Annotated in this window: 26 protein-coding genes and 1 pseudogene; 9 read left to right on the top strand and 18 right to left on the bottom strand. The window is 68.6% G+C overall.

What is annotated here, in order from left to right:
• Window positions 1–631: 631 nt before the first annotated feature.
• Window positions 632–1,443 (bottom strand): IS5 family transposase gene (locus tag JN535_RS19150; RefSeq protein WP_205207395.1). Its coding sequence is split into 2 segments (ribosomal slippage): window positions 632–1,095 and window positions 1,095–1,443, totalling 813 coding nucleotides; the frame shifts between segments, so codons are not numbered across the junction.
• A gap of 105 nt (window positions 1,444–1,548) precedes the next feature.
• Window positions 1,549–1,983: a winged helix-turn-helix transcriptional regulator gene (locus JN535_RS19145; protein ID WP_307868997.1), complete on the bottom strand. Its 435-nt coding sequence runs from the start codon at window positions 1,981–1,983 to the stop codon at window positions 1,549–1,551.
• A 64-nt stretch (window positions 1,984–2,047) separates the two neighbouring features.
• On the opposite strand from JN535_RS19145, the gene JN535_RS19140 reads away from it, so the two are divergent.
• Window positions 2,048–2,989, top strand: coding sequence for an LLM class flavin-dependent oxidoreductase (locus tag JN535_RS19140; RefSeq protein WP_205207394.1), 942 nt, complete (start codon window positions 2,048–2,050; stop codon window positions 2,987–2,989).
• Window positions 2,986–4,359, top strand: coding sequence for an FAD-binding oxidoreductase (locus JN535_RS19135; RefSeq protein ID WP_205207393.1), 1,374 nt, complete (start codon window positions 2,986–2,988; stop codon window positions 4,357–4,359). Before JN535_RS19140 ends, JN535_RS19135 begins: the two co-directional genes overlap by 4 nt.
• On the opposite strand, the gene JN535_RS19130 is transcribed toward JN535_RS19135, so the two are convergent.
• The 4 genes from JN535_RS19130 to JN535_RS19115 form a co-directional block, all read right to left on the bottom strand.
• Window positions 4,305–4,469 carry a hypothetical protein gene (locus tag JN535_RS19130; RefSeq protein ID WP_205207392.1) on the bottom strand — a complete coding sequence of 55 codons (165 nt, stop codon included), beginning with the start codon at window positions 4,467–4,469 and terminating at the stop codon, window positions 4,305–4,307. The genes JN535_RS19135 and JN535_RS19130 overlap by 55 nt on opposite strands.
• Window positions 4,470–4,867: 398 nt before the next feature.
• Window positions 4,868–5,449: a TetR/AcrR family transcriptional regulator gene (locus tag JN535_RS19125; RefSeq protein ID WP_205207391.1), complete on the bottom strand. Its 582-nt coding sequence runs from the start codon at window positions 5,447–5,449 to the stop codon at window positions 4,868–4,870.
• The gene (locus JN535_RS19120; RefSeq protein ID WP_205207390.1) at window positions 5,449–5,976 is read right to left on the bottom strand and encodes a dihydrofolate reductase family protein; all 528 of its coding nucleotides are present in this window, start codon (window positions 5,974–5,976) and stop codon (window positions 5,449–5,451) included. The genes JN535_RS19125 and JN535_RS19120 overlap by 1 nt, the downstream gene beginning before the upstream one ends.
• Before the next feature lie 94 nt (window positions 5,977–6,070).
• The gene (locus JN535_RS19115; RefSeq protein ID WP_205207389.1) at window positions 6,071–7,129 is read right to left on the bottom strand and encodes a PDDEXK nuclease domain-containing protein; all 1,059 of its coding nucleotides are present in this window, start codon (window positions 7,127–7,129) and stop codon (window positions 6,071–6,073) included.
• 170 nt (window positions 7,130–7,299) lie between these two features.
• Here JN535_RS19115 and JN535_RS19110 point away from each other — a divergent pair, with 170 nt between their 5' ends.
• The gene (locus JN535_RS19110; RefSeq protein ID WP_205207388.1) at window positions 7,300–8,283 is read left to right on the top strand and encodes a restriction endonuclease; all 984 of its coding nucleotides are present in this window, start codon (window positions 7,300–7,302) and stop codon (window positions 8,281–8,283) included.
• Window positions 8,284–8,526: 243 nt separating this feature from the next.
• A complete protein-coding gene (locus JN535_RS19105) occupies window positions 8,527–9,111 on the top strand; it encodes a hypothetical protein (RefSeq protein WP_205207387.1) in 585 nt (194 codons plus the stop codon).
• On the opposite strand, the gene JN535_RS21030 is transcribed toward JN535_RS19105, so the two are convergent.
• The gene (locus JN535_RS21030) at window positions 9,050–9,328 is read right to left on the bottom strand and encodes a PDDEXK nuclease domain-containing protein (protein ID WP_240201472.1); all 279 of its coding nucleotides are present in this window, start codon (window positions 9,326–9,328) and stop codon (window positions 9,050–9,052) included. The two genes, JN535_RS19105 and JN535_RS21030, sit on opposite strands and share 62 nt — an antisense overlap.
• Window positions 9,329–10,012: 684 nt before the next feature.
• Here JN535_RS21030 and JN535_RS19095 point away from each other — a divergent pair.
• Together JN535_RS19095 and JN535_RS19090 are read left to right on the top strand one after the other, a co-directional pair.
• Entirely contained in the window at window positions 10,013–10,705 is a 693-nt protein-coding gene (locus tag JN535_RS19095) for a hypothetical protein (protein ID WP_205207386.1), read from the top strand.
• Between the two features lie 64 nt (window positions 10,706–10,769).
• Window positions 10,770–11,987 (top strand): hypothetical protein, encoded by a 1,218-nt coding sequence (locus JN535_RS19090; protein ID WP_205207385.1) that lies wholly within the window; start codon window positions 10,770–10,772, stop codon window positions 11,985–11,987.
• Between the two features lie 1,078 nt (window positions 11,988–13,065).
• Here the strand turns inward: JN535_RS19090 and JN535_RS19085 are convergent.
• A complete protein-coding gene (locus JN535_RS19085) occupies window positions 13,066–13,632 on the bottom strand; it encodes an SLATT domain-containing protein (RefSeq protein WP_205207384.1) in 567 nt (188 codons plus the stop codon).
• Window positions 13,626–14,492: an SMODS domain-containing nucleotidyltransferase gene (locus tag JN535_RS19080; protein ID WP_205207383.1), complete on the bottom strand. Its 867-nt coding sequence runs from the start codon at window positions 14,490–14,492 to the stop codon at window positions 13,626–13,628. The genes JN535_RS19085 and JN535_RS19080 overlap by 7 nt, the downstream gene beginning before the upstream one ends.
• 189 nt (window positions 14,493–14,681) lie before the next feature.
• Here JN535_RS19080 and JN535_RS19075 point away from each other — a divergent pair, with 189 nt between their 5' ends.
• From JN535_RS19075 to JN535_RS19065, 3 genes are read left to right on the top strand one after another with little or no spacing between them, the layout of a single operon-like run.
• Window positions 14,682–14,831, top strand: coding sequence for a hypothetical protein (locus tag JN535_RS19075; protein ID WP_205207382.1), 150 nt, complete (start codon window positions 14,682–14,684; stop codon window positions 14,829–14,831).
• 6 nt (window positions 14,832–14,837) lie between these two features.
• Complete coding sequence (locus JN535_RS19070; RefSeq protein WP_205207381.1) at window positions 14,838–15,527, top strand: DUF6338 family protein; 690 nt, start codon at window positions 14,838–14,840, stop codon at window positions 15,525–15,527.
• Window positions 15,524–15,775 carry a hypothetical protein gene (locus JN535_RS19065; RefSeq protein ID WP_205207380.1) on the top strand — a complete coding sequence of 84 codons (252 nt, stop codon included), beginning with the start codon at window positions 15,524–15,526 and terminating at the stop codon, window positions 15,773–15,775. Before JN535_RS19070 ends, JN535_RS19065 begins: the two co-directional genes overlap by 4 nt.
• A gap of 277 nt (window positions 15,776–16,052) precedes the next feature.
• Here the strand turns inward: JN535_RS19065 and JN535_RS19060 are convergent, their stop codons facing one another.
• The 9 genes and pseudogenes from JN535_RS19060 to JN535_RS19020 form a co-directional block, all read right to left on the bottom strand.
• Window positions 16,053–17,069, bottom strand: coding sequence for a zeta toxin family protein (locus JN535_RS19060; protein WP_205207379.1), 1,017 nt, complete (start codon window positions 17,067–17,069; stop codon window positions 16,053–16,055).
• Between the two features lie 17 nt (window positions 17,070–17,086).
• On the bottom strand, window positions 17,087–17,542 hold the full coding sequence (locus JN535_RS19055) for a hypothetical protein (protein ID WP_307868992.1): 456 nt from the start codon (window positions 17,540–17,542) through the stop codon (window positions 17,087–17,089).
• 60 nt (window positions 17,543–17,602) lie between these two features.
• On the bottom strand, window positions 17,603–18,034 hold the full coding sequence (locus JN535_RS19050; RefSeq protein WP_205207377.1) for a DUF192 domain-containing protein: 432 nt from the start codon (window positions 18,032–18,034) through the stop codon (window positions 17,603–17,605).
• Window positions 18,031–18,813 carry a Fic/DOC family protein gene (locus JN535_RS19045; protein ID WP_205207376.1) on the bottom strand — a complete coding sequence of 261 codons (783 nt, stop codon included), beginning with the start codon at window positions 18,811–18,813 and terminating at the stop codon, window positions 18,031–18,033. The genes JN535_RS19050 and JN535_RS19045 overlap by 4 nt, the downstream gene beginning before the upstream one ends.
• The gene (locus JN535_RS19040) at window positions 18,810–19,010 is read right to left on the bottom strand and encodes an antitoxin VbhA family protein (RefSeq protein ID WP_205207375.1); all 201 of its coding nucleotides are present in this window, start codon (window positions 19,008–19,010) and stop codon (window positions 18,810–18,812) included. The genes JN535_RS19045 and JN535_RS19040 overlap by 4 nt, the downstream gene beginning before the upstream one ends.
• Window positions 19,011–19,063: 53 nt before the next feature.
• Entirely contained in the window at window positions 19,064–20,089 is a 1,026-nt protein-coding gene (locus tag JN535_RS19035) for a toprim domain-containing protein (RefSeq protein ID WP_205207374.1), read from the bottom strand.
• A 1-nt stretch (window position 20,090) separates the two neighbouring features.
• A pseudogene (gene nrdH / locus JN535_RS19030) lies at window positions 20,091–20,341 on the bottom strand (glutaredoxin-like protein NrdH).
• Window positions 20,342–20,786: 445 nt separating this feature from the next.
• Window positions 20,787–21,137: a hypothetical protein gene (locus JN535_RS19025; protein ID WP_205207373.1), complete on the bottom strand. Its 351-nt coding sequence runs from the start codon at window positions 21,135–21,137 to the stop codon at window positions 20,787–20,789.
• Between the two features lie 29 nt (window positions 21,138–21,166).
• Complete coding sequence (locus JN535_RS19020; RefSeq protein WP_205207372.1) at window positions 21,167–21,709, bottom strand: hypothetical protein; 543 nt, start codon at window positions 21,707–21,709, stop codon at window positions 21,167–21,169.
• Window positions 21,710–21,720: the final 11 nt, after the last annotated feature.

Here is a 21,720-nt window from a genome sequence, read left to right as displayed (position 1 = left end):
ACGCCCTACCGGGCGTGCAGGGCGTAGGGCAGGCTCGATGGATAGCTCCGGGCCAACACCACCTGGATGAGAGTCTCGCCCGGTGAGCCTGGCGGCGCTCCTGCTGGAGAAAGCCGGCGTCGGGCCCACCATTGCGGTCTGCCTGACCACGCGGTCGCGTCACTGCGGAGCCCGCTCCAGCCGAGTCCGTCTCCCTGGCAGCGGGGGGAACGCCATCCCCGTGTCATCTGGCAACGCCGTGCGTCACCGGCTCAACCGCGGTAGCGACAGGTGACTCAAACGAGCACCTTCATCTTGGTGTTTTGACGGGCATGGCTCATGACCCCGTGCCCCGTGCTTGCGGCGAACGTCGAACAGCCGAGAGATCCGCCGCTGCATTAGGTGCTACCTCGCCCAGTAGATCTACCGGTTCCTCAAAACCGGCGACCCGGGCCACCCGGCCGGGGTGATGAACAAAGGGGAAGGACTCCGAGGACGTCTCTCCCATCGTCCCCTGCGAGGGGAAGGCGGCATGAGGATCGAGAAGTCCGACTCACGGAACGTAGGCCACACCCGCAATCTCCGTGAGATCCGGGGTGGTTTAGCGATCCCGCTACGCCCGAAACGTCGACGGGCCCCGTAAGAACTCGTTTCAGAATGGCTGCTGCGGCAGTTTGCGCCAGCAGATGAGGGCGCAGGCGAGATGCAGCAGGCCTCGGTGCAGGTCGGCGTGGCGCTCGTAGCGGGTCCTGAGTCGTTTGAACTGGTGGAGCCAGGCGAAGGCGCGTTCCACGACCCAGCGCCGGGTGCCCAGGCCCGAGCCGTGTGCGGTGCCCCGGCGGGCGATCTTGGGGGTGATGCCCCGGGCGCGTAGCTGGCGGCGGTAGACGTCGTAGTCGTAGCCGCGATCGGCGTACAGTCTGCGGGGCTTGCGTCGGGTCCTGCCCACGGTGCCGCGGATCGCGGGTAGGGAGTCGACCAGGGGCAGCAGCTCGGTGACGTCGTGGCGGTTCCCGCCGGTCAGTGACACCTGTAGAGGGGTGCCGTTGGTGTCGACGATCAGGTGGTGCTTGGAGCCAGGGCGGCCTCGGTCAACCGGTGACGGGCCGACATGGCCCCCCCTTTGAGGGCTCGCACGTGTGATCCGTCGATGCTCATCTCGTCCAGGTCCAACAGTCCCTGGCGGCGCATCTGGGCCAGCACCGCCTCGTGCAGTGCCGGCCACACCCCCGCGTCGGTCCACTCCCGAAGGCGCCGCCAGCACGTCACCCCCGACACGCCCAGCACGGACTGAGGGACCTGCGCCCAGCCCACACCGTGGCGCAGGACGAACACGATCCCAGCCAACGCCGCCCGGTCATCGGCCCGGTGCCGCCCGTGATGTAGCCGCGGTCGCGGCGCCGGGGCCGGCAGCAACGGCGCCACCTGCGCCCACAGCCCGTCAGGGACCAGATCCTCGATCACGAAGGGACATCATGCCCGACCCCGGTCACAACCGGACAGGACCGACACACCAGGCATTCTGAAATCAGCTGTCAGTTGTTGCATGCCTCGACGGTGGCGTCGCCGCTACCGATCCGGCGTAGCACTCGATCCCGTCACCCTAGGACGGCGTCGACTCGCGTGTGAGGGTCCGGTAGCGGGGCCGGCTTCAGGAAGCGGGTGCAGGTAGCCCCACATCACCAGCGGCTGCATGGCTTGGATGAGTTCCTCACCCAGAGGGGTGAGCGTGTACTCGGAGTAGGCCGGTGTTGTCGGCACGATGGTCCGGAGGACCAGTCCGTGGGCTGCAAGCTCCTTGAGCCGCTGGGACAGCAGACGGTCCGAGAGCCCGTCGACAACGCGCAGGATCTCGCCGAAGCGCTGCGAGCCGCGGGAGATCGCGAGCATGATTGCGCCCGTCCACCGCTTGCCGACGATCTCCATGACCGATTGGAAGGCGCGGCACGCCTCGTCGTCGAGGATCTCCGTGGCGCGGGTAGGGCGGCTCAAGCGTCGAGGCACTTACATAGTGTAAGTATCTAATGGGTCCCTTGGCAACGCGGCACCACCGGCGCACCCTGGGTTCATGACCGACTACGGACACACACTTCGGTTTGGGGTCAGCATCGACCCCTCCGCCTCGGACTATCCCGAGGCGCTTCGACTTGCGCGCCAAGCCGACGCGGCGGGTCTCGACCTGCTCGCCGTGCAGGACCATCCGTACCAGGACTCGCACCTTGATGCCTGGACGCTGCTCACCCAGCTCGTCGCGCACACCGATCACATCGCCGTCATGGGCGATGTGCTCGACCTGCAGCTTCGTCCGCCGACCCTTACTGCGAAGGCGGCTGCGTCTCTCGCCGTGATGAACGGTGGTCGGGTCCATCTCGGCGTCGGAGGCGGTGCGAGTGCACAGGGCGTTGCCGCGATGGGCGGACGTCCGCGAAGCGCGGGCGACACGATCACGTTCACTGAGGAGGCCCTGCGCATCATGCGGCGGGCACTCGACGGCGGCGTGGTCCAGGCCTCGTCCGAGCAGCACCAGGTCGCCGGGTACCGTGCCGGGCCGGTTCCCCCGGGACACGTGGGTATCTGGGTGGGCGGCCAGCGGCCCCGCATGCTTCGCGTCATGGGGCGGGTTGCTGACGGCTGGATCTCCCCCCTGAACATCTACGTCGCCCCGCACGAGGTTCCTGAGAAGCAGGAGATCATCGACGAAGCGGCTACGACTGCAGGACGTGACCCAAGGGACATCCGCCGCATTTACAACGTGCTCGGCGCGATTGGACCGTTCCGCGGCGGGCAGGGCCTTGTCGGGCCGGTGGACGAGTGGGTCGAGACCCTCGCCTCCTGGGCTGTCGACCTCGGCTTTGACACGTTCGTGTTCTGGCCGATCACCGACGCAGCGGACCAGCTTCGGTTGTTCTCCGACGTCGTCGTCCCCGCGGTGCGGGACCGCGTCGCCTCGTTGCGCTCGGCACGGGGCACGGCCCTCGTCGACGCCGGCACCGAGGGGAGCCGAGCGTGACCCGGTTCGACCTGCCTGCATCCCTGCGCACCCGTGCCGTCGAGCCGGGGGACCGCCGTTGGGAAGCGCTGCGCTCGACGTACACGACGGTCCACGACCCGAGGTTGGTCCTTCTGCCGCGCACGCCTGAGGAGGTCGCTGACGCGTTGGTCTTCGCGGGCGGGACCGGACTGCCGGTCTCCGTGCGCAGTGGCGGTCATGGTCTGCACGGCCGTTCGTCGAACGACGGCGGTATCGTCATCGACCTTTCGGCGATGGACGCGATCGAGGTACTCGACCACGACTCGGGCCTCGTGCGCCTGCAGGCTGGCGCCCGCTGGGGGAGCGTTGCGGAGCTGTTGGCCCGAGACGGCCTGGCGATCAGTTCCGGCGATCACGGCAACGTGGGCGTCGGCGGCCTCGCGACGGCGGGCGGGATCGGTTGGTTGACCCGCACGTACGGGCTGACCGTCGACCATGTGCGGGCCGCGACCGTCGTGCTGCCCGACGGACGGGTGGTGCGTGCGGATGCCGAGCACGAGCCCGATCTGTTGTGGGCCGTGCGCGGCGCCGGCGACAGCGTCGGCATCGTCACCGACCTCGACATCGAGGCGATGCCCCTCGACATGATCGGGATCGGTCAGGTCGCCGTAGCGGCCGACGCCGACGTGCTGCGCCGCTGGTCTGAGTACATGCAGCGCGCGCCGCGCGATCTCACGGTGAATGGCCTGCTCGGTTCCTCGCGCGGCGGTGCGGTCCTGCAGCTGACTGCCGTCGTCGCGAGCGACGAACCTGACCGTGTCCGCGAGCTCGTCGAACCTCTCGGGGATCTCGGTGGAAAGGTTCTGGCGATGCAGGCGCAGCTCGCGCCCTACACCGCTCTCGTGTCGACCGAGCATGCCCATGCGAATTACGGGCAACAGCCCGCGACCACCACGAACATGCTCCTGCCTGCGCTTACCTCCGAAAGTGCTCGCGCGCTGCTCTCTGTGGCGGCGGACCCGGCACGCCCGTTCGTCCAGCTTCGCTCGCTGGGCGGAGCGACGCACGATCTCACTTCCGAGGAGACGGCGTTCCCGCACCGCAGCCAAGAGGTGCTGACCACGATCTCGGTGTTCCCGCCGCAGACAGGGGTCGAGCTCGATCAGGCGGTAGCGCCTCTGCGTCCGTTCGGAACGGGTGCCTACCGGAACTTCGAGAGCCGACCCGACGAGCGCACCTTCCGGGAGGCGTATCCCGGCGCGACAGGGGACAGGGTGCTGGAGCTACGGCGTCGATACGACCCTGAGGGTGTACTGCGGCGCCTCGACACGCCGCAGCAGGCTCGGGAAGAGGATCAGGCGGTCGGCTCGACTCCCATCCACAGCTCGTCGAACGCGATGCTGTCGTAGAACGCGATCCCGTCGATGACAAGCCCGTCCTGCAGCCGCAGGATCCACGCGTACGTGTTCTCGTAGGTCGTGCCGGCGGTGGTGGTGCCTCGCCCGTCCCAGAGCACCACCACCGTGTCGGTCGCGTCGTCTGCGTGAACTCCTCGTACGGCAACCGGTCGGAACGGAGCATCGGCGCTGAAGCGCTGCGCGAACGGTGCGAGGACCGCCTCGGTGAAGGCTTTGGCGGTTGGGTAGCGGCCCGCGGACGCCGAGCGGCCGGCACGGACGCTAACGCGAACCTGTGATGCGCAAAGCGTATCAGGCGGGCAAATATGACATAAGGTGCGTTATCGGCGCAGCGTTTGTGCAGGTCAAAGGGTGTCTGCCGGCCTGTGAACCGGTGATCGCACCCGTCGCCGGCCGCACTGGGGCACCATCTCGGATCCAGTGCAGCCAGCCGCACCGTTCGTTCAGCGTCGCGCGGTCAACGGCGTCAGGGTGCTCTGAGCGGTTTCCCGCGCCGCGCTCAGGCTCGATAGGGACGCAGGAGTCGGGTGAACGCTGCCTCCATGGACCGGACGAGTTGACCGTCGCGGTGGACGGCCCAGCGGATCATCGCCCCGTGGTAAGTGATCTCGATGAGTTCGGCCAGGCCGTCGAGGTCGACGTCGGGCTTGATCTCTGCGTTCGCCGCTGCTTCGCGCAGCCGCTCGAGGATCTTGGTCCGTAGCCGCACCGCACCGTCCTTCGTGGACGCGTGGAACTCGCTGTCCGCCAGGCCGATCTGGAGCAGAGACACCGAGTTGGCCATCTCCTCGGCCGTCGTTTCCGGGTCCACCGTGTACATCATCCCGGCGATCAGCCGGTCCAGAGCCGGTCCCGTCTCTGGCACGGCGTCCATGCCGCCGACCCAGCGCTCGACTGCCCATCGGTCGGCGGCGAGCAGGAGCGCCCGCTTCGACCCGAACCGTTGCACCAGCGTCGACGGCGACAACCCCGTCTGCTTCCCGGCTGCTGCGAGCGTGAAGCGCTCTGGGCCGATCCTCTGCACAAGGTGAAGGACCTCGACAAGGATCGCCTCGTCGCTGATGACCTTGGGCCGAGGCATCAGCGGGTGGGGAAACGATAGACGGACTGCACGGCGCCCTGGTCGGTCACGTGCGACGCGACCAGCTGCGCCTGCACCGCGCCGGCGAGGGGGCCGAAGAGCGGGATGCCCTCACCGAGCAGCACGGGGACCCGGGTCACCGTCAGGTCCGCGAGGCGCCCGGCCGCCAGGAACGCCTGCACCGCGCGCCCCCCGTCGGCGTAGACGCGCTCGATGCCCGCCTCTTCGAGGCTTGCCTGCAAGGAAGGGATGTCGCGGTGGACCTGTACGGGCGAGCGACCCATCTCGGGCCGAGCCCCGGCAGCAAGCGTGGAGGACAGGACGTGGATGGGCATGCCCCGGTAGTAGTCCGGAGCGGACTCGAGCATCACCTCGTAGGTGCCGCGCCCCATCGCCATCGCCTGGACGGAGCCGAAGAAGTCCTCGTAGCCCGTGTTGTCGAAGGACGTCAGCCAGTCGAGCTCGCCGTTCGGTCCGGCGATGTACCCGTCGAGACTGCAACCGAGGAATGCGTGGAACGTCGTCATGGGACGTGAGAATAACTGCACGTACGTTTACATACAACGGAGGCGCGGCGCGAGTGCCCCGGAGTCTGCGCAGCTCAATGGGGTGCGCCCAGTCTCAGGCGTGGTGGTCGAGCTCGTCCTCGATGACGGCCTCGAGCTCGGCAGCGCTCGGCAGCACGCCACGGGCGTCCTCGGGCAGGCCCTGGTAGTCCGCGACGGCGATCGGCATCCGGGTGCCGGCCAGCGCGTATCGCACCGTCGGGCCGGTCTTGCCCGTGCACAGCAGGATCCCGATCGTCGGGGCGTGGATCTCAGGCCGACGGAACTGGTCGTCGACGATCGCGACGTACGTGCCGAGCTGGCCGACGTGGGCCGGCTCGAACGGCCCGATCTTGAGCTCGACCACCACGTAGCGCAGCTGCTCGACGTGGAAGAAGAGCAGGTCGACGTAGAACTCGTCCACCCGGTCGCTCGCGTCGTCCGGGACGGTCAGGCGCACCTGGCGTCCGACGAACGCCATCCCGCGCCCGAGCTCGAGCATCGTGTCCTGCAGGCGGTCCATCAGCGCCTGTTCGACATCGCGCTCCGCGATCCGCTCGACCAGGCCCAAGTGCTCGAACACGTACGGATCCTTGACCAGCTGCTGCGCCAGCTCAGAGTCCGGCGCTTCGAGCGCATCGGTGAAGTTGGTCGCCGCCGCGCCGACGGCGCGGCGCAGGTCGGCCTTGATCTGGTGCTCGAGCACCGCCCGGGACCAGCCGTACTCGGCGGCACTCGCGGCGTACCAGTCGCGCTCCTCGCGGGTCTTGAGCCGGTCGAGCAGGACCGTGACATGGCGCCACGGCAATCGTCCACCAACGTGGTGGACGAACTCCTCCTCCGTCGGCCACGCCTCCGCTGCCCGGCGCATGTAGAGCAGGTTCGACCGCGACCAGCCCCGCTGGTCGGGGAACTCGCGCTGCAGGTCCGCGGCCAGCGACGTGACGACCTTGCTGCCCCAACCCGCCGCACGCTGCCGGTCGAGGATGTCGCGACCCACCGACCAGTACAGCCGCAGCACCTCAGTGTTCGCCGCACGCGCCGCACGAAACTGCGTCGCGCGCACCCGCGCCTTCAGATCGGCCAGGAGTTCCGCGTACCCCGCGGGCTCAAGTTCGCTCTGCGACGATGCCATGCGCGCCATCCTGCCCCATCTCTCGCGGTGAACACCTGCGCCGTCACGGCGTGGCCGGTGGGTATCGCGGTCGCCGGGGTGGAGCCCATTTCTGGAGCCTGAGGATCCGCCCGGGCATGCGTGCGGACGGCAAGCACACCACGGTGATCGCCGCTCGTAGGATCCCGCCCATGACGTCATGGCAGTACGCCCGCCGGGTGGTGAACGACCCCGACGAGGCCGAAGAGCTCGCCGCGCGGTACATGCGCAGACTCGGCCTCGCGGACGCGAGGGTCACCCCGCGCGGCGCCGACGGGGGCATCGATGTCCGTTCCTCACGTGCCCTGGCGCAGGTCAAGTTCAAGGCCAACGTAACCGGCCGACCCGACCTGCAGCGGCTCTTCGGAGCGCGCGGGCACGACACGCACCTCGACCTATTCTTCTTCTCCCAGAACGGGTACTCCACCCAAGCGGTCGCCTATGCCGACCAGATGGGAATGCTGCTGTTCGAGTACGACGTGACCGGAGCCGTCGACCCGGTCAACGGAGCGGCTCGAAGTGCACTCCACCGCGCCCTCGAACGCGAACGCCTCGCCCAGAACGAAGTGCGACCGGTCGACGTCCGCGTCCTGCCGCCCATCCCGACGACGCCACGGCCGGTCGCGACGGCTGCGCGGCCCGCCTGGCGCCCGCCGAACGCATCGTGGTGGGGCACCCTCGAGATCGCGGGCCTGACGATCGCCTGCACCCTCGCCTTCTTGGCCATCCTGCTGCTCATGGCCGGGCTGGGCGGCGACGGCGCCGCGCTCGTCATCGGCATCGGCTTGGCGCTGGTCTCGGCACCGATCTTCTACGTCGTGGTGCGCAGCCGCCGAGCAAAGACCCGTCCACGCGTGGAGGCACCTCTGGCCGCCAGGGCACCCGCCGCTCCCGTCGTGGCAGTGACTGCGCGCCGCGTCGCCGGGATCGCGTGCGAGTTTGACGCCTCCTCGCGGACGGTGACGCGCGTCCGCGTCAGCACCACCGGCGGGATCGTGATCTTCGAGCGAAGCGGCACCGGCCACAGCACTCGCCTAGAACGGTTCGCGGGGTTCGCAGACCCCGAGGAGATACACCAAGCGCGAGCACGGGCTCGTGACGAGCTGAGCCGCCTTGGACAGGCCGCCTGGCTCTAGGAGCCCAGCTCCGACGGCCCGACGGCGTCACCTCACGACGCTCGGGCTCCTGCAGACAGGATGCACATGGCCTGGCACCCGGGTGCCAGGCCATCACTGCGTCCGGACGGATGTACACCGATGCGGTGTCAAGCCGCACGCGCCCGCTCCACGGGCACATGGGCCGAGCGCGCACGGGGACCCGGAGAACGTGACAGGGATCCGACGTCCACGGTGTCGGACCTCGCCGGGATACTCAACTGCGTGAAGCCCAGTCAGCGATACACCGCGGATGCCGAACTACTCCTCGCGTTCCGCACCGCGTACATCGATCTCGTGAACAGTTCGCGCGTCTCAAGCGACGGCCTGTTCAAGATCCTGGTGCCTGACGTGCCGCATCCGCAATACCAGGACAAGCGCCGCAAGGTAGCTCTGGCCGCCGGACCCGCCGCCCTGGCCTACTCGCGCTACGGCGGCACCTACACCCTGCGCAACGCCGCAGTCATCAACCATCACGTCAACCCGGTCGCCAACTGGGAAATGAGCCTGCGCAGACCCGAAGACCTCACCCCCGACATGATCCTCAACTCTCTCGAAGGCGCGCTCGGCAGTGCCCACCAAGAAGCCCTCGAGGCGGAGCAACGAGAGCGCGGCTTGACCGGACTCATCGCTGCGTTCTTGAGGTGGCCGGCGAACCTACGAGAGGCCGTTGGCTCTGGCAACCGCGCCCAACGCACTGCCGCAGGCGCCATCGGCATCGTCGGCCAGATCATCGTCGCCACCCTAGCTACAGCTCTGGGCACTGCCCTCGTCGCGGGTGTGGCGGCCCTCTGGAGAAGCTTCCTCTAGCGCGAGCCCAGGCCTCAAGGCGTTTGACGGCGCTGCCAGGCGGTCGTCGACGAGGACGACGTAGGCGCCGAGCTGGCCGACGTGTCCTGGTTCGAAATGGCCCGATCTTGAGCTCGACGACCACGTAGCGCAACTGGTCGACATAGAAGAGCAGCAGGTCGATGACGAGCTCGTCACCTGCGACGGTGAAACGGACCTGGCGGCCGACGAAGGCCATGCCGTGCCCGAACTCAAGCAGCGTGTCCTGAAGATTGTCCATCAGGCCTTGCCATGTCGCGTTCGTGGACGCGGCCGGTCAGGCCGAGATGGTCGAAGACGTAGGGGTCGCGCACGAGCTGTTGGGCGAGCTCGGAGTCTGCCGGGGTCAGGTGGGTGGTGAAGTTGGTGGGTGCGGCGCCGATGCGCTGTGCAGGTGGGAGGCGATCTGGTACTCGAGGATGGCGTACGCAACAACCGACCGCCACGCCCACACCGTCAGGCGTCCTCCTCGTCGCCGGACGCAACGAGGCCTTCGTCCGCTACGCCCTCGCCGGCGTACCCGCACCGCTCGCCATGGCCAGCTACGCCTACGACAGCCTGCCCCCGACGAGCAGGCCGCGCTCCCCCGGGCCGACGTACTCACCGCCATCCTCGAAGACAGAGCCAGTATGAACACCAAAAACCAGACGTAACGGCCCTTATCGGCTCCGTGATTCGTTAACGTGCGAGCCTCGGTCATAGGCCCTGAGGTTCCATCCGGGCCAGGCGCGGTCACTTGCGATCCTACGGAGTGCACCAACGATCGCACGTGCCAGCGGCGCCCCGCCCCAAGACGGCAGGATCTCCGAGTTGGAGCGCGAACGGGCTGGCAGTCGACTGAATCTCTGCCCGTTCCGGGGAGCGCGTTCCGTAGTCTGGCGCGATGACCGCCGCGTTCTCCTGGGTAGACCTTGCAGCCCTCGTCATCTCCGTTGCGTCGTTGGCCGTCACGATCGCGATCTTCGCTCTGGGCCGGCGGCTTACATTCCGCCAGCGTCGTGAGCGCGTGCGCGAGCTAGAGGCGAAGGCGTGGGAGGTCCTCCGGCCAATGCGCACGGACGGTCTGAACAGCAAGATCATCGTGATGAACGTTGACCGCTACAAGCGCGGCTACGACGGCAGTAACGAGTTGACCTGGCGCGGTCACATGTACACCGGTCCCGAACTCATCGAGATCGTCCACGGCGGAGTTGAGGTCATCGTGCACGGAACCGAGAGCTACTACGACGCGAACGGAAACCGCACCCTGACCAAGACGAACGACCCCGCACCGACCGTGGCCGAAGTCGGCCACATCCCCTGGGAGTGGATTGAAGACATCGCTCCGGACGGCGATGAGTTCGACGGATCGGCGATCTTCTTCGTCCAGCACCGAGCTCCTGGCTGCCAGCCCTACAGCTTCGTGACCTACCGCGAGGGTATTTCGGTGCCGTTCGGCCCCAACGATCGTGACTACTACAGCCCGATCTCCGAGCTCGGTGTCCGACGCCCGCGGCCAGTCGTCGATCGGTGGCGGTTCGCGCGCGCATTGTGGAACGACCGTCGCATGAAGAAGCAAGCCAGAGCGCGTCTCTGACTCGCACGTCACCTCCTGAGCGGCGTCAGGTGTGTCGACTGCTCTCTGGCCTGAGTTTTCACCCGTGTTGACGCCGTCGGAGTCGGGGCTGACCCGTACTCTCAGCGCGAAGGAGGCGCTGATGCTGTGGGATGAGCGGTTCAAGGGCAGTCAGGTGTGGCAGTACGTGGAGCAGGTGCGCGGACACATAAACGCTTCCACGATGCCGGAGTCGCCGTCCGAGCAGGACGCGCTGGCTTACGTCGGCATGGTTGTCGAGCTGCTCGAGAAGCGGCGAAGCGATAGCGATGCGCGCGAGATCACTCCAACGATGCTCAACAGCCTTGGGTCGAGCGTGTCGAACCTGGCGACCTACGTCGAGTCGGTGAACAACGGCAGCCAACAGTGGTCGCAGATCATCCCTTACGCGGACATGGTGCTCGATGCTCTCGCGTCCTGGCCCCCCTTGAAGATCGCGCGCTACCTGTCGGGGATCAGCAGTGCGACCGAGGCGTTTCAGACCAAGGCCGCACAGGCAATCGACGTGCTCGGCTCGCGCGCGACGACTGCCTCCGCGGAGCTCGACACACTGCAAAGCAAGCAGCAGACGCTAGGCGAGTCCATCGACACGGAGAAGCAGCGCATCGCCGAGACCATCGCCACCTTCAAGACCGAAGCCGCAGACGCTGTGAGCGAGGTACGTGATGAGCAGAGTCAGAAGCTCTCCGAGCTCCTGACCAAATGGGACACAGCCAACACCGACGCGAGTCAGGAAGCAGCACAGACCCTCACCAACCTGAAGGGGCTCGAAGAGCAGGCCCGAAACGTCGTACACGCGACGACGGCGCACGTCGTGGCCACCGACTACGGGCGTTACGCCCGCAACAAGACGATCGCCGCCTGGACCTGCGACATCGCGGCCGCGCTAGTGGGAGCCGCGGGTCTTGCCGTGATCGTGTACCACTTGCTCAGCATCGAGCCCGACGCCGACTCGAACCTAGGGCTCTCCCTGACTCGCCTCGCCGTATCGCTGGGCACTCTCGGCATCGCCGGCCTCCTCGGGCGACGCGGACAGCAGCACCACCTCGAAGCCCGGGCCGCGAAACGAACCGACCTCGCGCTTCGACAGATTCTGCCGTTCACCGCCAACCTCGACGACGACGAACAGCGTGACATCGTGCGACAGTTCACCGACCGCGTCTTCATCCGCGGCGAGATCGACGCAGAAGCGAGCCGACCGGCGAAGCGCCCCGTGGTACAAGCCAGAGCACGAGACGGGGAAGCAACTGAGGAGGCTGGCTGACCTCGCTGGGTCATTCTCTCAAGACGACGCACGAGTTGAAGTTGGAGATCTCATGCCTTCGCTGCGCGTGACTTCCATCGGGACGACGCTGGCGAGCGCAGACGGGCTGTGCGGGTTGTGCGGTGCATGGGGGCGCCGCAGTCGTGCGCACGTTCCGCCGCAGGCCGCTGGCAACACGACAACCGTTCTCCGGGCGGCGGACCGGATCGATGCCGGCCAACGGGGACCAGGGCGCTGGGTCGCGGGCGGTATGCAAGTCCGTGGCCTGTGTGTGGACTGCAACAACCTCGCTGGACGCACGTGCGACCTTGCGTATGCCGACTTCGTCAGACAGATCCGCGCACGCCGATCATCTAGCCTGCGCGTTCCGATGATTCAGCCAGCTGAGCCTCCGCTTGCGCTGTTCGCGCCCGGACTCGTGGCACGAAGCGTCCTGATGGGCATGTTCGCTATCGCACCCCAGTTGCGGGTGGTGCTTCCCGAGGTTGCACACGACTTGCTTCATGCGCCCCGCGCGGTGCGCTGGCCAGGCCGTACCCGACTCTGCGTTGCCCTCACGCGCTCGAACTTGGATCGCCATGGGCTCTTGACGAGTGGCTTGTCGATGATGCGAGTGCTTGGGCAGCGCGAGCTGCACTCCCCGCTCGCCGAGATCGTGTTCCCACCTCTTGTGTGGTCGTTGGTGCCGGACCACCCTGCGGACCGTCTGGGCCCTGAGGTCACCAGTGATCTGCCTGATGTTTCTGACTGGATCCGATACGCCCCTGAGCGGACGAGCGTGGACTTGCGCAACCTGCTCCGCCACCTGCCGGTGTTTGTCCATCCTCTGCATGCCGCACACGGCGAGTGGGTGGAGTTGTCCGGTGAGCACACCGTGCTCTTGCACGGAGCACTCAGCCCTTAGCTACCGCCGCGGTGTAGAGGCACGAGGCGAGGAATCGGCGATGAGAGCGTGCCCGCGGTACTTCGAGCCTCTGCGTCTTCAGGACTCTGTCGACGAGTGGACGACCCGGCTGACCCCCGGCAGGTAGGCGCCGTGTATCCCAGCACTCTCCCAACTTCCAGGTCTTGGCAGGCGCTACGGGGCTGGACGGGGGGTAACTGACCCGGCCTGGTTCGGGGCGTTGGTATGGGCGTGCTCGAAGTTCCCCGCGTCAATCTTGCGACGTGCCGCGGCGAACGCGCGGTTCGACGTTCCTGGGTTCTCGGCATCGACGGTGGCCTTCTCCTGGGCGATCGAGGCGGCGAGCTTGCGCCAGGCGTCAAGGGCGAGCCCGTGGTCGGGGTCGAGGTCGAGGTCGATCGCCTGACGAGTGCGCACCCGGAGCGTGCCGAGCCGGCGTCCCGCGTCCAGGTGTCGCCGTTCGGTGTCCTGAGGCTTGAGGAAGGTGACCAGCCCGGAGGCCAGGGCTGCGCCCAATGCCGCGATTCCCGGGACGGCGGGCGTGACCTCGGCGACGACGGTCGCGGCCGCGACGGTGGCGGCGATAGTGGCCATCAGTCCGAGTAGGAGGTGCAGACGCGCATAGTGCGTGGCCGTGGCGAAGTGTGCCTTCTCCGTCCACAGCAGGTCTTCCTCGAGTGCCTGCAGCTCGCGGACGATCTTGGCCCGGTACCGGCCCGACGCCGGTTCAGCGCTCACCACGGCGGGTAGGGGAAGTCGTTGCCGAACACGTCGGCCATGGCCAGCCAGTACGTCGTCTTGGTGTCCGCGCGCCCGTCGAGCTCGTACGCCTCGTCCAGGTGGTGCTTGGCTTCGCGCAGCAGTTGCAGGGTCGTGCGGCGGTTCTCCTCGGAGGAGACCGCGTGGATCCGTGAGACGTACCCGGTGGGGTCGTTCATGTCGGGCAGCCCGCTCGTGATCAGGTCATCGATCAGGATCGTCAGATCGAGGTGGTAGAAGATCGAGGACTGCGTCTTGGCGTACGCCGCCGTGCGCATCTCGAGGTAGAAGCTCGACACCGGTGCCCCGGTGTGCGCCTTCCACTGCTTGAGGAGCCGGGCGAGAGGCTTGACCCGCTTGTTCAGGCGTTCGTTCTGCTGGGTGACGAACCGCAGGTGCGGCCTCGGGGCGGACTCGGTCCACCGGTCCCCCGGCCCAGGGATCTGGAACACGCGGCTCTCGCCGTCGTTGTTCGCGTGCAGCCACGCAGGCACGACCTCGAAGTGCGGTGGCCCCAAGAACCGGACCTGCACCGTCGGGCTCGACACCCGCAGGTTAGCGATTGCCCAATGCGAGCCCTGCAGGGCCGACTTCATCGCCGCCAATGCACTGCTCGGGCGCGTGGGTTGGAGCCCGCTCGCCCAGGCCATGAGGTCGACGTCGCTGTGCCCGGCCAGCGCGGTCCCGTGGGACCAGGACCCACTCTCGAACATCAACCCCGCATCCAGCGCGCAGTTGTCGAGAGCCTTCTCGATCGCCGCACGCCGCTCGGACACGACCGACCGGTCGTAGGCGCTTGGGATCAAGGTCGTGACGTACTGATCGACCAGGCCACTCGCCATCGACCTCTCCCTCCTCGTGCCGCACACCCTAGTAGAGGCACGCGGAGGCCAGACGGGACACGGCAGGCGGTCCGCAGGCACGCGACGACGCAAAGTTCGCCCGCGCGGCCGGCGCCGCTGTCTCAAGGCAATGGGAGACTGTCGAAGCACCTGCCGAAACGGACAAGTACCTACCCAAAAGGAGTTGAAATGAGCGAGCCGCAGGACGACCGCCGCACGACCGTGGATCTGACCCAGTTGGAGGAGAAGGGCCTCCTCGGGTCTGCCTACACCACGATCGACACGGGCAAGGTCAGCGCGAACGACGTGGTGGACATCGCCAACGACAACAACGACTAACCAGTCGTGGTTCCGGACAGTCTGGCTGCCCTGGTCTCGTTCCTCCTTCTGCTCGCCCCGGGGATCGTGTGGCAGTTGCAGCGGGCGCGCTACCGGCCGACGGTCAAGGAGAGCGCGCTGATCGAGGTGTCACGCGTCGTGCTCGCGTCCCTGGCCGCGACTGGGACGGCCGCCACTCTCCTGAGTTGGTGGGTCTGGTTGCCGCTCTACCGCTATGCCGACACGGCCAGCGACAGCAGCTCACCTTCACCGGTCGCGTCGGTGCCCTACCTCGCGGGAGTCGTCGCTACCTCACTGCTCGCATGCGGTCTGGTGCTGTTCGTGTCGCTCGCAAAGTGGCCAGGCCGAGCCCCGATCAACGAGGGGCGCATCTGGAGCCAGGCATTCATCGACCTACGGCCATCCAACGCGAAGGTCACATACCTGACCGTAGTACTACTCGACAACACCGTGTGGAGAGGCGAGCTACTCGGCTTCGACTCCGACCCTGAGGACGCACAACGAAGTCTCCTGATCGGCCCACCTGTCCGGCGCAAGCGAGACGGTGGGAAGGAGTTCGACCACTTGGACGACCCCTGGCGGATGGTCATCCTCCCGGAGTCGCAGATTAAATCCATCCAGGTCTTCTATCTCCCGACGAACTCTGCTGCGGCTTCAACAGCGCAGCAGCCCGCAGGTACCGTTCAGCCGACATGAGCCGCCTCGTTCAGCGCGACGGGTCCACGATCGAGGCTGCGGTGGCTAGCGTGACCGAGACGAAGGTGGCGCGCGCTTCACGCACCTCGCCAGAAAGTGAAGAAGACCGCGCCGCGGTGGTCAGCCTGCACGCCGATCGAGGTCGAATGGCGGTCGTCAGCATCGCTGGTCTCGGCGTGGCGCTCCGGCCTTCGTTCGCCGAGACCCGCCCGGACGGCATGCACGAGATCGTCAGGGTCAAGTACTGAGGCAAGGAGTCCACGACCACGGAGAATGGACATGGTGCTCCTGCCACCTATTCCAGCGGGCGAACCCCAGCTCTACCTCAAGGCGGTGATCACGGTCGTCGACCTCCCGAGCGGGCGCGCGCGCATGAGCGAGGGCGTCGACCTCACCCAATACGACCTCCGCATCGACACCGACGCGGCCGACCTCGCCTACGCCCCTGCGCAACGCGGCCTGAGCGTGGGCGAAAGGAACCCCCACCCTCTCTCACTGCCGGAGCCATTCGGCAGCGCCGTCACGCTAGTCCCGCGCGAGCTCGGGGGTACCCGGCGCCCGGGGGTGGGACCCGCGACGGCTCACCGTAGGGCTACTGGCCACACTCCTCGCTCGCGTAGCGATGAGCGAGTAGTCCACGAGCTCTCCTCCGCGCTGGAAGCGCCCCATGTCGGTCTCGACCCGCATCGGCGATTCGGCTGCCCGGGTCCAGAAGCGCCGGTAGCGCAGCACGGCTGCGCAAGCCCTCGCGAGGGCTGCGGCCGATTCCTGGGATCGCGCACGTCCGCCGGGTCCGTTGAAGACCTCACGGGCGTAGACGCTGGGAACCCAACGACCTCCGAGCCCCTCCCCCGTGACGACGGCTCCCTCGTAGGACTCGCGCCAGCGTTGGGCGATGCGTGCCTGGGAGAGTTCGTAGGGGACCTCGACGTCGACGACCTCGACCTCGTAGCCGTCGGCTGAAAGCTGGTTTCCGAGCGCGACGGCTGCGCGGGGGTTGGACAGCACGGAGTCGATGACGACGTTAGTGCCCTCGCGCAGTGCCTCGTCGCGGAGCAGGCGTGCGAGGTGGGACGACTCCTCGTGCACGAGGGCCGCGAGCTCGAGGGGAAAGAACGGCTCCCCTGCGGCCTCGCGCTCCCGCACGGCGTCGGGCTTGAGGAAGGTCTCGTAGCTGCCGTCGTTCATGGCTTCGCGCAGCAGCTTGTCTTTGAACTTGTCGGCGTCGACGACGAGCCAGGCGTCCTTGTCGAGCCCGAGCACGTTGCTCTGGACGTGGCCCTTCCCGGCCCCGGGCGGGCCAGCGAGCACGATCGCCTTGCCGTCCTGACGCGCGCCGGGAGCCTCGGGGCGTGCCTCATCGCGCAGACGGCGCCACAGGGCACGCCGGCGGGCCGTGGGTTGGTCGACTTTCCCGTCGATAAACCACGCCGGGTTGTTCAGCGTGGAGTGCGGCCCGTCCTTGTCCAGCGGTCCCCCGGCGCGGGAGAACTCGCGGACGGTCTCGCGGTGGGCCGCGTGCCGGTCGTGGTCGTCGCTCACGCAGGTGAGTAAATCGGTCAGCCCGCGGAGCGTCCACTCTTCGCGGCGAGCACCGCGTCGTAGGTGTCGGCGTCGAGCAGGCCGTCGTCCAGCGCGCGGCCGACCTCCTCGAACGTGCCGGTCGCGTCCTCGACCAGCCAGTCCACTCCGTCGGTCTTCGGGGTGCTCGTGTAGGGCCACCGTGCGAGCTCGTCGATGACGCGGGCGCGGTCGATCTGGCCGGCGGCGTAGCGCTCGGCGATCTCGTACGGGCTCGCTCCGCTGAATCCGTCGGCCACCTCGGGCACGCGCTCGGCCGCCTTGAGGGCCTTGTGGACCGCGGGCTGGCTGATCGCGAGCAACCTCGCGATCTCGCTCTGGGACATCTGGGCCGCGAGCTTGCGCACCAGGCGCAGCTCGTCGAGCCGGTCGACGACCTGCCGGTGCCGCAGTCGCACCACGGTCTTGACATCCACGCTCGGGGCTGTCGTCACTGGAACCACCTCCATCTATAACCAAGGATATACGCTCTGTGCTGACGAGCATGGGGCACGTCACGTGTCCCGGGTCTCCACGGCGTCGCCGGCGGCGACGTCGGCCAGGGCTCCAGCCGCTACCTCGAGCAGCGCGGTCGCCGGGCCCGGTGCCGTCGAGCGCGGGCAGGTTGTCTGGTCGACTTCGGTGCACGGGTCGAGGGTCGCGACGCCGATCACGCGGTCGTCGTCGATCCAGGCGACGTCGATCGGGACCTGCATGCCGGCCATCCACATCTGGTGCTCGGCCCGCTCTGCGAACGGGAACAGCATCCCGGTGCCAGCAGGGATCTCCTCGCGGCCGGCCAGACCTTCCTTCTGCTCGTTGGCGGTGTCCGCGAGCTCGACGGCGAACGCCTCTCCCCCGACCTCGACCGTGGCCTCGGGCCGCGGCGAGCTGCACGCGGCGACGACGACGACGGCCAGGACCGCGAGGGCGCAGCGCGGGTTCATCTGCCGTAGTCCATGCCGGGTGCTCCGGGTGCGGGACGGCTGACGCGCGCGACGGCCGACACGTCGGCGGGCGGCCGGGCGGTGGACGGGGGTCGGGAGGCAGCGACCAGGCGCAGGGCGTCGTTCACGTGGTCGTCGATCGCGCCGGCCTTGGTGGTGATGCGCGCGAACATGGCGCGCAGCGGGCCGCGGTCTCCCGTGCGGGCCAGGCGGGAGGCCTGGTCGTTCTCGGACTCGTACCCGGGCCGGCCGAGCGTCACCTTGGTCCAGTCCATGCGGTGGCCGGACTCGCGAGCCAGGGCGGTGATGAACTCGCGCTGGACGCGCCCGTTGCCCTCCCGGAAGGGGTGGGTCTGGTTGACGACGTCGTAGACGCTGGCGAGCGCGCCCGGCACGTCGCTCGGGTCGAGGGTGCGCAGGTTGTCGGTGTCGCGCAGGTAGGTCGCGACGGCGTCCATCGCGTCCTCGATCCGGTCCAGCGGCGCGAACCAGCCGTCTCGGCTCTTGCGGATCGACACCGTGCGCACGTCCCCAGCCCAGTCGTACACGTCCTGGAACAGGTGCCGGTGGATCGCCCGCAGCCCGGCGAGATCGTACGTCGCGGGCAGCCCGTGCTCGCGCAGGGTCAGCGCCCGGGCCTCGACGCGCCGGTCCTCGCGCTCGCGCAGCATCTCGGGTGTGGTGGCGCCGACGCGGTTGCGCAGGGTGCGCCCGTCGGCGAGTAGGTACCCGTCCCAGCGGGCGTGCTCGTCGCCGCTCTCCCAGGGGCGTTCGGTCAAGGGCTGGCTCCGTCCTGGTCGCTGTCGAGCGCGATCGTCTGTCGCATCAGTTCCTCGGCGTCGATCTCGCCGCGGACGTACTCGTCCTGGATCGCGCGGGCGGCGTCGCTGGTGCGTCCGCCCTCGAGCTGGGTGCTGTGTCGGATGCGCTGGGCATCGTCGGCGCGCTGGGCGCGCTCCTCGTCGCTGATCGGCATGCTCTTCCTCCCGGTCCTGGCGCATGCCAACCTAGCCGGGCCCAGATACCGGCTCAGGTGGTGGTGCCGCGCGCGGCGGCCGCGGCGATCGCGAGCTCGCCGGCGATCAGCCCGAGGTCGGTGTGCGGGGCCAGGCGGGCGTGCAGCTGCGCACCGACTCGGGACAGCGGCACGTCCGGGATGCGCGCGACGAGGGCGCCCGCGGCCCGGAGCGCGTTGACGCGGCCCTCGACGGTCGTCAGGTCGTGACGAGCGAGGACGGCGTCGATGACGACGGACACCAGGGTCTGCGGGTGGGCCAGGCGCTCGGCGAGGGCCTGGCCGTGGCCGTCCTGGATGAGCTGGGCGGGGTCGGTCCCGTCGGGCAGGACCAGGGCACCGGCGGTGCCGGCCTCGTCATCGGTGAGCAGGTCCCACGCACGCACGGCGGCCGCCTGGCCGGCCGCGTCGGCGTCGAACGCGAACACCGCCAACGCGACGGCGCCCGGGTGGATTGCGCGCACGTGCTCGAGGTGAGTCGCGGTGAGCGCGGTGCCGCACCCGGACAGCGGCACGACGGGCGACCCGGTGCGGCGAATGGCCTCGACGTCCAGGGCCCCCTCGACGAACACGACCCGCGCGCCGGCCCGGATCCGGCGCACCGCGGCCGGGTCGATGCCGTACAGGTCCCGGGACTTGTCGAACGCCGGCGTGCTGGTGGTGTTGAGGTACTTCGCGGGGGCGTCGTCGACGTCGTCGGTCGCGGGGTTGCGTCGGGCAGTGAACCCGATGATCGCGCCCGTCTCGTCGCGGTAGGGCAGGACCAGGCGGTCCCGGAACACGTCCCCCACTCCCCCAGCCTCGGTGCGGAACGCGAGACCTGTGGCCACGAGCTCGTCCGCGCCGTACCCGCGGCCGCGCATGCGCCCCACGAGCCGAGCCCAACCCCCGGGCGCGTACCCGGCCTGCAGGCCGCGAAGCCCGCGCCGCGCGAGGCAGGCCCGCGTCCAGTCGTCCGTGCTGTTCGCGTGGAAGCGCCAGAACTCCCACGCCGCGGCGTTGATCGCCACGGCCCGCTCACGGGTGAGCTCGACGGTCATGTCAGGCCTCCTGGCGGGCCGCGAGGCCGTTGATCTGGTCGGGCCGGAAGCCGGCCCAGGACTGCTCGCCGGCGACAACGACCGGGGCCTGGAGGTACCCGAGCGCGCGCACCTGCTCGAGCGCACGGGCGTCGGCGGTGATGTCGACCACGGTGTACTCGATCCCTTCTTGTCGAGCGCCCGGTAGGTCGCGTCGCACTGGACGCACGCCGGCTTGATGTACACGGCGACCTTGACCTGCTGGCTGGTCATGATGCCTCCCCCACGTCGTTTTTCGGACCGTCCCTGCAAGCGGAGCGTCTGGCCGGTAGCCGTCCCCGGACGCACCCGAAGGGCGCGAGCAACGTGAGCGAGTCGGGCCGCCCGGCTGGTCGCGAAGTTCTCGGCGGGCTCAACGAGCGCAGCGAGTGCAGCCGAGAAGTTCGCGAGCGGGCGGGCCGGAGCGCAGCGGAGCCGACTTGCGCCCGGGGACGGCCGGACACACTCGGAGCCAGGGACGGACCGAAACAAGAAGCGCTCGTGCAGCCGCGACCCGCAGGGACGCGTCCGGTCGTGTCCGGCGCTCTGTCGCAGGGCACCGTGGTCACGACGCCCACGGGTCGGTCGGTTTCACCGTCCCCCGCCCGAACCCGCTCTGTCGTGCAAGCCTGTGTAGGTCGGGAGCGCGACCGTCGCGGATGTCGGTCCCTCGTGCCAACTATCCGACGAGGAAGGCGACGACGTCGTCGAACTTCCCTGCGAGCAGGAGCCAGAGAACCCCGATCGACACAGCGGCTGCCACGGCGAGCCGAAGCATCTGCCCGCGGCGCTCGGACCACGGCGTCTGCCCGAGCGCGATCGCGACGGAGTCGGGATCGTGGTTGGTGGCGAAGCGGCGGTCCCACTTCATCGCGTGCACGAGCGCGTAGAGCTGCGGGACGGGCATCGTGACGAAGGTGTCGGGCGAGATGTCCTCCCGCGCGAGGTCGGCGAGGACCTCCGTCACGACGGTGTCGCTCGTGTCGCGGATCCCGGCGCGGTGCAGGGTGTCTCGGATCAGCTGGTCCACGGGGTGCAGGTTGTTCATCGTCTTCCCGATCAGTCGAGGGCGGGCGGAGCGGGCTCGTGGACGGCGGACCACAGGGACGGCAGCGCGGCCGTGTGGCTTCCGGTGTCCAGTACGTGCTGGCACAGGCGCGCGGTGACGCGCGGGAGTTCGGGGCCCGAGGTCTGTAGGAGCCAGGACGCGAGGCGGCGGATGGTCGCCGTCTGCTCGAGCTCGGGGTTGTCGAGGTCCTTGAACGTCGCGCGCAGCGCGAGCGCGGCGGTCAGGCGCGCGTCGAGGTCCCACCCGGTGATGACCTCGGGTGTGACGTGCTCGAGGATCGCGGCGTCCCAGACGGTGCGCGCGTCGACGTCGACGCGCTCCAGCTGTGCACGGACGGCAGCCGCGGCGTACATGCCGGCCAGGCGCGTCAGGCGTGGCGCCTTGTACCCGGTGGTGGCCCGCGGGACTAGGTCCTGGCGGGCGACGCGCTCGGCGACCGGCAGGTCGGTCGTCGCGGCGTCGCGCACAGCGTCGACGAGCGCGTTCATCGGCTCGGACCACTCGTCCGGCAGGGGCGCGGGTCTGGTCGGCATCGGGTCTGTCT

The sequence above is a fragment of the Cellulosimicrobium cellulans genome, from assembly GCF_016921195.1.
Lineage (GTDB): Bacteria > Actinomycetota > Actinomycetes > Actinomycetales > Cellulomonadaceae > Cellulosimicrobium > Cellulosimicrobium cellulans_F.
This window is presented reverse-complemented; position numbering and strand designations above follow the sequence as displayed.